This window comes from Streptococcus mitis SK597, assembly GCF_000148545.1.
GTDB lineage: Bacteria > Bacillota > Bacilli > Lactobacillales > Streptococcaceae > Streptococcus > Streptococcus mitis_C.
Map to the genome: position 1 here is coordinate 1 of NZ_AEDV01000059.1, position 10,135 is coordinate 10,135.

General features: G+C 39.3%; 9 protein-coding genes. 2 read left to right on the top strand and 7 right to left on the bottom strand.

Features of this window, described 5'->3' with window-relative positions; genetic code table 11:
• The coding region (locus tag SMSK597_RS0102650) for a LicD family protein (RefSeq protein WP_000396702.1) at nucleotides 1-388 on the top strand (388 nt) is incomplete at its 5' end.
• Between the two features lie 169 nt (nucleotides 389-557).
• Here the strand turns inward: SMSK597_RS0102650 and gla are convergent.
• The 5 genes from gla to SMSK597_RS08875 all read right to left on the bottom strand — a co-directional run bounded on the left by gla (nucleotide 558) and on the right by SMSK597_RS08875 (nucleotide 7,003).
• Complete coding sequence (gla, locus tag SMSK597_RS08855; RefSeq protein WP_000348118.1) at nucleotides 558-1,427, bottom strand: aquaglyceroporin Gla; 870 nt, start codon at nucleotides 1,425-1,427, stop codon at nucleotides 558-560.
• A 258-nt stretch (nucleotides 1,428-1,685) separates the two neighbouring features.
• Complete coding sequence (locus SMSK597_RS08860; protein ID WP_000887506.1) at nucleotides 1,686-2,366, bottom strand: MgtC/SapB family protein; 681 nt, start codon at nucleotides 2,364-2,366, stop codon at nucleotides 1,686-1,688.
• Nucleotides 2,367-2,517: 151 nt separating this feature from the next.
• A complete protein-coding gene (locus tag SMSK597_RS08865; RefSeq protein WP_001065936.1) occupies nucleotides 2,518-3,747 on the bottom strand; it encodes a tetratricopeptide repeat protein in 1,230 nt (409 codons plus the stop codon).
• Nucleotides 3,737-4,903, bottom strand: coding sequence for an AI-2E family transporter (locus SMSK597_RS08870; protein ID WP_000435450.1), 1,167 nt, complete (start codon nucleotides 4,901-4,903; stop codon nucleotides 3,737-3,739). The genes SMSK597_RS08865 and SMSK597_RS08870 overlap by 11 nt, the downstream gene beginning before the upstream one ends.
• Before the next feature lie 117 nt (nucleotides 4,904-5,020).
• A complete protein-coding gene (locus SMSK597_RS08875) occupies nucleotides 5,021-7,003 on the bottom strand; it encodes a peptide ABC transporter substrate-binding protein (protein WP_000747538.1) in 1,983 nt (660 codons plus the stop codon).
• A gap of 177 nt (nucleotides 7,004-7,180) precedes the next feature.
• Here SMSK597_RS08875 and SMSK597_RS08880 point away from each other — a divergent pair, with 177 nt between their 5' ends.
• Nucleotides 7,181-8,194, top strand: a complete 1,014-nt coding sequence (locus tag SMSK597_RS08880; RefSeq protein ID WP_000665615.1) for a lactonase family protein — start codon at nucleotides 7,181-7,183, stop codon at nucleotides 8,192-8,194.
• A gap of 44 nt (nucleotides 8,195-8,238) precedes the next feature.
• Here SMSK597_RS08880 and SMSK597_RS08885 read toward each other — a convergent pair whose 3' ends face one another.
• Complete coding sequence (locus tag SMSK597_RS08885; RefSeq protein WP_000068043.1) at nucleotides 8,239-8,658, bottom strand: F0F1 ATP synthase subunit epsilon; 420 nt, start codon at nucleotides 8,656-8,658, stop codon at nucleotides 8,239-8,241.
• A gap of 10 nt (nucleotides 8,659-8,668) precedes the next feature.
• Nucleotides 8,669-10,075, bottom strand: coding sequence for a F0F1 ATP synthase subunit beta (gene atpD / locus SMSK597_RS08890; protein ID WP_000094357.1), 1,407 nt, complete (start codon nucleotides 10,073-10,075; stop codon nucleotides 8,669-8,671).
• Nucleotides 10,076-10,135: the final 60 nt, after the last annotated feature.

Consider the following 10,135-nt stretch of genomic DNA (forward strand, 5'->3'; position numbering starts at 1 on the left):
CTTCAAACTGCTATCTTTCAGTAAACATAAAAATATTGTCTATAAGGATAGCCTTTTAAAAGATTGGATACGAACAGCCTTTTGGTTGCTCCTTCGACCTGTTTCTCCTCGTTATTTCGCACATAAAATCGAGAAAGAAATTCAAAAATATAGTCGCGAAAATGGTCAGTATATGGCCTTTATCCCTTCAAAATTTAGGAAAAAGGAAGTCTTCCCAGTTGATACCTTTAAAGAACTCATCTTAACTGAGTTTGAAGGTCGTATGTTGCCCGTCCCTAAAAAATATGATCAATTTTTAACCCAGATGTATGGGGATTATATGACACCACCATCAAAGGAAATGCAAGAGTGGTATAGTCACAGTATTAAAGCTTATCACAAAAGCTGATTAAGGACGACCATATAAACTACAAAAAGGCTGGGAAAAACTCAATTTCAGAAGAAAATGAAGTAAATATTCCTACAACAAAACGCATAATATCAAGGCTTCAACACCTGAATATTATGCGTTTTTAATTTTTCTTCAATCCATTACAATAGATTGAGAACTCAATTTCTTATAAGTAAAGGAATTTGAAGATAGCTACTGCCGCAATTGCTGCTGCGATCGGTGCTACTACTGGTACCCAAGAGTACCACCATTTTGAATCGCCTTTGTGCTCACCAAGAACTGATTTTGGAAGGAAAGCATGAAGGAGACGTGGTCCCAAGTCACGGGCTGGGTTCAAGGCAGGTCCTGTAGGTCCACCAAGTGATGTTACCAAGGCCATAACAAGGAATCCAAGTGCCAAGTGAGCTACTGAAAGTCCTGAAGCAGTATGTGGTGCTACTTGGGCTTTGATTGCTAAATCAGAAAAATCAACATTTTGACCTGCTTGACTAGCCATTTGTTTCATGTATTGAAGCACTTCAGAACCAAAGAAGTTTTTAGTCATTCCAAGGGCTGCAAAGAAAAGAACAAATGAACCAACAAACTCGTTTACAAAACCGTTAACAGTTGCTGCAAAACGTGATTCTTTTGTACCATTATCCAAACTTGAAATTGTTGAGAAAGTACCCAAGATATTGTTTGGATTTTCAGTTTTCAAGTAGTATGGGCGGTGTGTAGCCACAACCAAGGCTTGACCAAAGATAGCACCCAAAACTTGTGCAATGATATAAGGCGCAACTTGTGCCCAAGGGAAAAGACCGCTGATTGCAAGTCCAAGAGTGAAGGCTGGATTGATGTGGTTTCCAGATACGTTACCAAACATTAATGCTGGGATCATAACCCCCATACCATAACCAACAGCGATAACGATCCAGCCACTTTGGTAGCCTTTCGTACCTTTAAGTTCAACGTTAGCAACTGCACCATTTCCAAGAATGATCAAAATAGCAGTTCCCAAAAATTCAGTGGCATATTTAATTGCCCATGTGAAATCCATTTGATAGATTCTCCTTAAAATTTTTTAGACAATCCTTATTCTATCAATTTTTATATCTTTTAGCAACTACTTTCCCGAAAGATTACAACAGAAAACGGTTCCAAAACTTATAAACTAATCTTTGTTTTAAAGATATTCCCAGTTCATTATGTTATCTACACTAATCTGATGCTTTCAATTCCTCCTGATACATAGTATAGGGAATAAGAAGTATCTTTCCCCATTCACCAATAAGAGTTTTGCTATGAAAACAAAACTCTATCCTTCCAATGAAACAATCTTAACCTGATTTATATAAAAATTCTCGTCACATTGCCATAAAACCTCAGCCATATTTTTGTAAGAAATGGATTTATCGTGATCTGCTCTAATCGTAAGATTATAACCACTTTCATTCCTATCCATGTCAATATTTAGATTGTAAAATCCCTTCTGTTCAATGAGAATATTCAAGGTATCTATTGAAGGTTTATTGGTTACAAATCCAGTCATTCTGATATAATAATGAGTATCGCTTTTCAAAAATTTGGAGCTACTTTTCTGAACAGAGACAACAATTAGACTACAAAATAAGTCTAGAAAAGCAAAATCTGCTCCAATCGCCATTCCAATACCTGCAGTCGCCCAAATACCAGCTGCTGTAGTGATACCACTGATTTTTTTATCCCTCATGAAAATAATACCACCGCCAATGAAACTAATTCCACTGACAATTTGGGCCGCAACCCTAGAAGTATCATAATTAGGCGTATCCAAGAAAGCTTCTTTTGATAAAATCATCATTAAAGTTGTAGTTAAGGCAACCAAGATATTAGTCTTTCTCCCAGCCTGCTTATGCTTAGACTTTCTTTCATAGCCAATGATAAAACCAGAAAAACAAGACAATAAAATGAGAATAATATGTCGGACTTCAATCGGTAGAGCTATCGTATCAAGCATTATTTCCTCCTCTTTCACTCATAATTTTATATTATAATCCTAGTTGAAACTTTTTCAAGAGAATATATTAGTTGAAAATTGTCCTTTTTAAAACAAAAAACCGCAGTTATCTTCTAGTAATAACTTGCAGTTTTCTGTAACTAATGGATTCTTACAATGTCTCAAACAATTCTTGCATTTGCACATCATCTGGAACCAGTTTTAAGTAAGCTTGTGCATTGACTTTTGCTTCCTCAAAGTAGCCCAATTCACGCAAGAGATAGATATAGTGTTCCAGAAACTCTGGATTGTCCTTTAAATCTCCTGCTAACTCTTGGTAAAGCCCATAGGCAGTATCCAAATCGTCCATTTCTTGATAGGAACGAGCAATCATCCACTTAGTCAAGAGATTTTCTGGCTCCTCACTTTGCAAGTCTAGAATATCCTCATAACGCTCCTGCTCAAGATAAATAGTTGCTAGACGGAGTAAGATTTCTTCCGTATCCTCAGCATCTTCTTTAGCAGTAAGTAGGTAGTTCTCTGCTCCACTAGCATCATGCAATTCATAAGAAAATTGTGAAGCAGCCAGCAAGAGACGAGTTTCAAAGGGATTTTTCTCTAATCCTTGCTTAGCGATACGCAGGGCTTCTTGAACTTGGTGTTCCTTATGTAAGGCCTGACTGTACCCATACTCATAGCCTTCAAAGTCAGGAGAAATGGTATCGATCTGCTTAAAATAGAGGACAGCTTTTTGGTATTCTTCTTGATCAAAGTAAAGGCTGGCCAGCTCAAAAGCTGTTAGGTCATCGTATTCTAACTCCAGGGCTTTTTCCAAAAACTCTGTAGCCGTTTCAAATTTCCCTAACTGAGCATAGGCAAAGCCAATTCGTTGATAGGTAGAAATGCCTGTTTGCTCATAAATTGAGCGATTATCTAACTGGGCATAGCCTTGAATAGCTTCTTGGTAATTTTCCAACTCACTATCCAACTCTGCCAAACCCAATATCAAGAGAGGATCATCTGAATAACTCAAAGCCTCCAGCAATTTCTCACGCGCCACATCTGTCAAACCTTCCATCTGGTAAAGATCTGCCTTAAGAAGCAAAGCCGAGACATACCAGTCACTGTCAGCTTGGATTTCCTCAAGGTAAGCGAAGGCTTCTTCGATTTGACCATCCTCGCTAGCAATAGCTGCTAGATTAAGATGAACATCTGGAAAATCTTCTACGATTTTCAGGTAAATTTCCTTGGCCTGAGGATAAAAACCAATCCCTTCTAGATAAGTGGCTAATTCATAAAGAAGGTCACTTGGATCATTTTCTAAAGCTTCGGCGAAATAGTGCTCTGCCTTGGCTAAATCTTGCTCCTCCAAAGCCTGTAACATCTGTTGACTATTGTTCACTCTTGACTTCCTCGCCCTCTAATTCATATAGACCACTGACTACCTTATACCATTCGAAAATGGCTGAAATGACAACCTTAGCAGAGGCATAAACCGGAATACCAAGTAAAACTCCCCAGATTCCAAACATGGATCCTGAAGTTAACAAAACAAAGAGAACATTAATGGGATGGATGTTTAATTGACTTCCCAAAATCAGTGGAGACACAAAACGGCCTTCAATAGTTTGTTCTACGATAAAGACAATCACTACTTTCAAAAGCATGATTGGACCAGCAATCAAACCCAATACTAGGGCAGGAAGCATGGCTAGGAAACTACCAAGATAAGGAACCAGATTTAAAATACCAGCAGTAACACCCAACGTAACTGCATAGCGTAGACCAATGATCTTGAAGAAGATGATAAACATTACTGCTACAATAATAGCCACTGTTACTTGCCCTCGAACATAATTGGACAACTGTTGATTCACATCAGATAAAACTTGTCCAACAGGTTCCTTCAATTTTGTCGGCATAAATTGGGTCAAATAGTGACGCAAGCCTTTCCCGTCACGCAAGAGATAAAAGAGCATGAAAGGAACGATAATCAAGGCAACAATCACTTGAGAAATTCCGCTAATAAAGGCGCTCACCCAGTTGACTGCCTGAGAAGAAACTTTACTTGCCCAAACTGTAGCCTGACTAGAGAAGTTTGTCAAAACTTGCTCTAACTGAGGTCTGAAATCATCTGGTAAACGCTTGGTTACCAAATCGTCAATAACCCTGTCAGCATCTTCTAGGTAGATTGGTACATTTCTTGCAAATGTTAAGACCTGACGTTGCAGATTTGGAATAGCTACTGCCAAGCCCCAAATGATAAAGAGAGCGATGATGACAAAGACAATAGTGATAGCTATAACACGATTAACCTTATGCTTCTCCATCCAATCAACAATAGGATTTAATAAATAATATAGTAAACCAGATAGAATAACTGGCAGCATCACGACTGCCAAAAAGTCCAAAACAGGTGAAAATAGAAAACTAATCTTACTTAAAATAAAAAGATTCAGTCCCAACAATAAGGTTACCAAAAATACCGTAATTGCCTTGTTATCCAAAAACCACTTGAAAAACCAAGACAGGCTAAAATGTTTCTCTTTTTGTTCCATAAATAATTCCTTTCTGTCGTCCTTTCATTATACCATTTTTAGACCAAAATAACTCTTTTTTAAAGTGCTTACATGGAGACTACTACATAAAAAATCTCCTCAAAAGAGGAGATTCGATTAGTCTTGAATATGACGGTCTAAGTTCTTCTGATAATCTGCGTTTGATTTGGCTTTTTCATCAGCAAATTTCTTGCGGAACTCATCCATTTCTTTAGTAGTGACAATCTTATCTTGGATTTTCAGATACTTGTAGCTATTTTCACTAGTCTTGTCACCTACCCAGCCACCGGCACCACTGCCAGGAACCATTTTCGTCACTAGCATTTGAGCACCATCAGAGTATACTGGAATAACAAGTGCACTATCTGACAACCAAGCTTGGGCCTTAGAATATTTGGAATAACGTTTTTGAAGGTCTGTTTTCTCACTATTTGCATCATCAATCAGTTCTTTGTATTTATCCAATCCAACTGTTTTAATAACTGGATTGTCTGTTCCTGGTGCCACACCAAGAGCACTTAGGAGACTTGGACCTGAAGTTGGATCAAATACATCTAGATAAGTCGATGGATCTGCAAAGTCTGGAGTCCAACCACTGACTGCATTAATATCCCAGTCAGTATTTGCATTGGAAGTAGCTAGAGTAGTCATACTTCCCAATTCGTCATCAGAAACTTGTTGAATATCAACAACTACATTGTCAGAGCCTAAGGCTTCCTCAATGGATTGTTTATAAGACTGAACCTGACGAATAAAATCTGGATTTGATGAAGAAATTGGCAAATCTAAATGAATTGGGAACTGTACTCCATCAGCTTGGAGAGTTTTCTTAGCAGCTTCAAACTTAGCCTTAGCCTTGTCTACATTATGAAGTGAATCTTGGGCATCATCAAGACTGACATCTTTCCAGATATTATCCAATTTATCCAATTCTGTCTTAGTAACTTGGCCAAATGTTTGATCTCCTACTTGAACAAATGTTGGAGGAGTGAAACTTGTCCGTAACTTACGAGGTCCTACTTCATCACCAAATACTTGAGAGATCCCTGCTTTACGATCTACCGCAAAAGCCAAGGCTTGACGGAAATCTTTGTTTAACAAGGCTTTCTTAGTAGAAGTTTTTTCTGCATCACTTGTTTTAGCAGTATGATTGTATGACACACGATCAATATTAGTAGACATATAGAAGACGCCACCTCTTTGTTGACCATATACAATATTATCCTTGTACTTTTCTTTTAGACGTTCATAGTTGGCAGAGTTTTTAAAGAGTGGAGCAGCTGGATAATGTCCCTCATCAAAACCTCGTCCTAGGGAATCTGCATCTTGACCATCAAAGAAGGATAACTTGATATCATCAATAAAGACATTCTGCTTATCCCAATAATTTTGGTTTTTGGTCATTTCGATAGAAGATTTCGAAGTAAGCCCCTTAAGAAGGAAAGCCCCATTGTAGAGAATGCTCGTTACATCGGTTGCTTTACCGAAATCATCTCCTTTAGAAGCCAAAAAATCTCCACTTACTGGTGCAAGAACTCCCATCGTTGTCTTAGAATTCCAAAAAGATTCTGGATGATTCAAAGTGTAAACAACAGTATAATCATCTGTTGCTTTCACACCTACTGTTGAGAAATCTGTTGTTTTCCCATTTACATAGTCATCCAATCCTTTGATAGAATCCTGTACGAGATAAAGAGCCTGTGATTTCTTATCTGCTGCATGTTTCAGACCAGTTACAAAGTCTTGAGCCTTGACTTCACCATACTCTTCCCCCTCATTTGTATACCATTTGACACCCTGACGGATTTTATAGGTATAGGTCAAACCATCTTTGGAAACAGTCCAATCTTCTGCAACCGATGGAACTAAATTTCCATATTGATCATTTTCTAGTAATCCGTCAATAACATTACCTGTAATCTGTTTAGTGCTGACATTCCCAGAAACTGTATAATCCAAAGTAACAGGATCTGATGTAAACACATAAGCATAAGTAACTGGTTTAGTTACTTCCTTATTCCCATTACTAGATGAACACGCTGCTAGAACAGCTGCCGAGAGTACAGCAACTCCTGCTGCTAAGAAAACACGTTTTTTCATAAACAAACTCCTTTGCAATTTGTATAGGATTATTATAGCACTTTTCAAAAGGAAATCAATGAAAACATTCTTAATATTATCATGAAAAGAATGTGGAAAATCTCTTGCCAAGCTTGATTTTTTCATACTAGCATTTTTGTGATATAATAGTCATATCTTTATTTTAGAGGTAAAGTTATGAAAGAAACTGTTTACTTTGGAACTTATACACGTCGTACTTCTCAAGGGATTTACAAGGCGGACTTTGATACAGAAACTGGTCAGCTTTCAAATCTAGAACTTTTTGCAGCTGAACCAAGTCCGACCTACCTTGCCTTTGACCAGCATCAACATTTATACACTGTTGGTAGTCAAGACGATAAGGGAGGAATTGCAGCCTATCAAACTGACGGGACTTTATTAAATCATGTCGTTGAAAAAGGAGCACCCCACTGTTATGTTGCCGTTGATGAAAAGCGTGATTTGGTCTATGCAGCCAACTACCATAAAGGACAGGTCCTTGTTTATAAACGTCAGGAAGATGGTAGTCTTCTACTTAGTGATGTGGATCAACACAGTGGACAAGGTCCACATGAAAATCAAGCTTCTCCCCACGTTCACTTTACAGATTTAACACCTGACCACTATCTAGTGACCTGTGATTTGGGAACTGACCAAGTCATTACTTATGATCTTGATCCAGAAGGGAAATTATCTAAGCTCTATACCTACAATAGTATTCCTGGAGCTGGTTCTCGTCATATCGTTTTCCATAACCACTATAAAATCGCTTATCTCATTTGTGAACTCAATAGCACTATTGAAGTTCTAATCTACGATGGTGTTGGCGAATTTGAACGTATGCAAGTCATTTCAACTCTACCAGACGGTTATGAAGGCTTTAATGGTACTGCTGCTATTCGTCTCTCTAAAGACGGTAAATACCTCTACGCTTCTAACCGTGGCCATGATTCTATCGCAGTATATACAATCCTTGCGGACGGTAGTTTAGAGTTGTTAGAAATCGTTCCGACACATGGTCAGACTCCACGTGATTTTGATTTGACACCAGACCAAGAATTTGTCATTGCTGTCCATCAAGACTCTGACAATGCAACCGTTTTTAAACGCAATCCTGAAACTGGTCGTCTAGCAGAGCTTTCCAACGACTTCCATGTTCCAGAAGCGGTCTGCATCAGTTTTGCTCCTTAAGAAAACATAAAAAATGAACTTGGTAACTCAAGTTCATTTTTTTCTTATAGTCTTTTTCCGACATTAATACGGTTAATGGCACGTTGCAGTGCAATCTTCGCACGACGTTCTTGATCAATCAAGTTTTTGTCTTGTGCTTCTTCAATTTCACGCTCTGCTCGAAGCTTGGCACGTTCTGCACGACTGATATCGATATCACGAGCACGTTCTGCAGAATCCGCAACGATTGTGATTGTATTATTGGCAATTTCAATAACGCCTCCGTTTACTGCAATCCAGTTCACGTGATCTTCATCGTCAATACGTTTTACCTTTACTTCATCAACTGCTAAAACCGCAATCATATTTTCATGTCGTGGCAAGATCCCCATCTCACCATCCAGAGTTCGAACCGATACATAGCTGGCATGGTGATCATAGACGAGACCATCTGGTGTCACGATCTGGACAGTTAACTGAGCCATAGATCACCTCTTAAAATCCCATTTTTTCAGCTTTTGCAATCACATCTTCGATAGAACCTACACCACGGAAGGCATCTTCTGGCAAGTGGTCATGTTTACCATCAAGGATTTCCTTAAAGCCACGAACAGTTTCAGCAACTGGAACATAAGAACCTGGCTGACCAGTAAATTGTTCTGCAACGTTGAAGTTTTGTGACAAGAAGAACTGGATACGACGGGCACGAGCCACCAAGGTCTTTTCTTCATCAGAAAGCTCATCCATACCAAGGATAGCAATGATATCTTGCAATTCATGGTAACGTTGAAGGACACGTTTTACTTCAGCAGCAACTGCATAGTGCTCTTCTCCAACGATTTCAGGTGCCAAGGCACGTGAGCTTGAAGCAAGTGGGTCAACGGCTGGGTAAATACCCAATTGTACCAACTTACGTTCCAAGTTAGTTGTTGAGTCTAAGTGAGCGAAGGCTGTTGCTGGCGCAGGGTCAGTATAGTCATCCGCTGGCACATAGATAGCCTGGATAGAGGTTACAGAACCCTTCTTGGTTGATGTAATACGTTCTTGCAATTGACCCATTTCCGTAGCAAGGGTTGGTTGGTAACCAACGGCTGATGGCATACGACCCAAAAGGGCAGATACTTCTGAACCAGCCTGAGTGAAACGGAAGATATTATCGATAAAGAGAAGCACATCTTGGCCTTCTACATCACGGAAGTATTCAGCGATTGTCAAACCAGTAAGGGCAACACGCATACGTGCTCCTGGTGGCTCATTCATCTGACCAAATACCATGGCTGTTTTCTCGATAACACCTGATTCTTTCATTTCCCAGTAAAGGTCGTTCCCCTCACGAGTACGTTCCCCAACACCAGTAAATACTGAAATACCACCGTGTTCTTGGGCAATGTTGTGAATCAATTCTTGGATTAAGACGGTTTTACCAACTCCGGCACCACCGAAAAGTCCAACTTTACCACCTTTAAGGTAAGGGGCAAGAAGGTCGATAACCTTAATCCCTGTTTCAAGGATTTCAGAAGAGGTAGACAACTCATCAAAAGTTGGAGCTTTTTTATGAATTGGCTGACGCTCTGCGTCTTCTGTAAAAGGAGCTTCCAAGTCAATGGTATCTCCCAAAACATTGAAGACACGTCCCAAAGTTTCTTTACCTACTGGTACAGAGATTGGACGACCTGTGTCCAATACTTCCATTCCACGAGTCAACCCATCTGTTGATTCCATGGCGATAGTACGGACCATACCATCTCCCAACTCCAAGGCTACTTCAAGGACGATTTTTGTTTTTCTTTCGTCATTTTTGTAGACGACAAGTGCATTGTTAATCTCAGGAAGTTTTTCCCCTGCTGCAAACAAAACGTCTACAACGGGTCCGATAACCTGAGCAATTTTACCTGAACTCATCTCCTTCTCCTATTCTATATAAGATACTGTCGGTTCCTAGCTCAACTAGGTCCTAATACT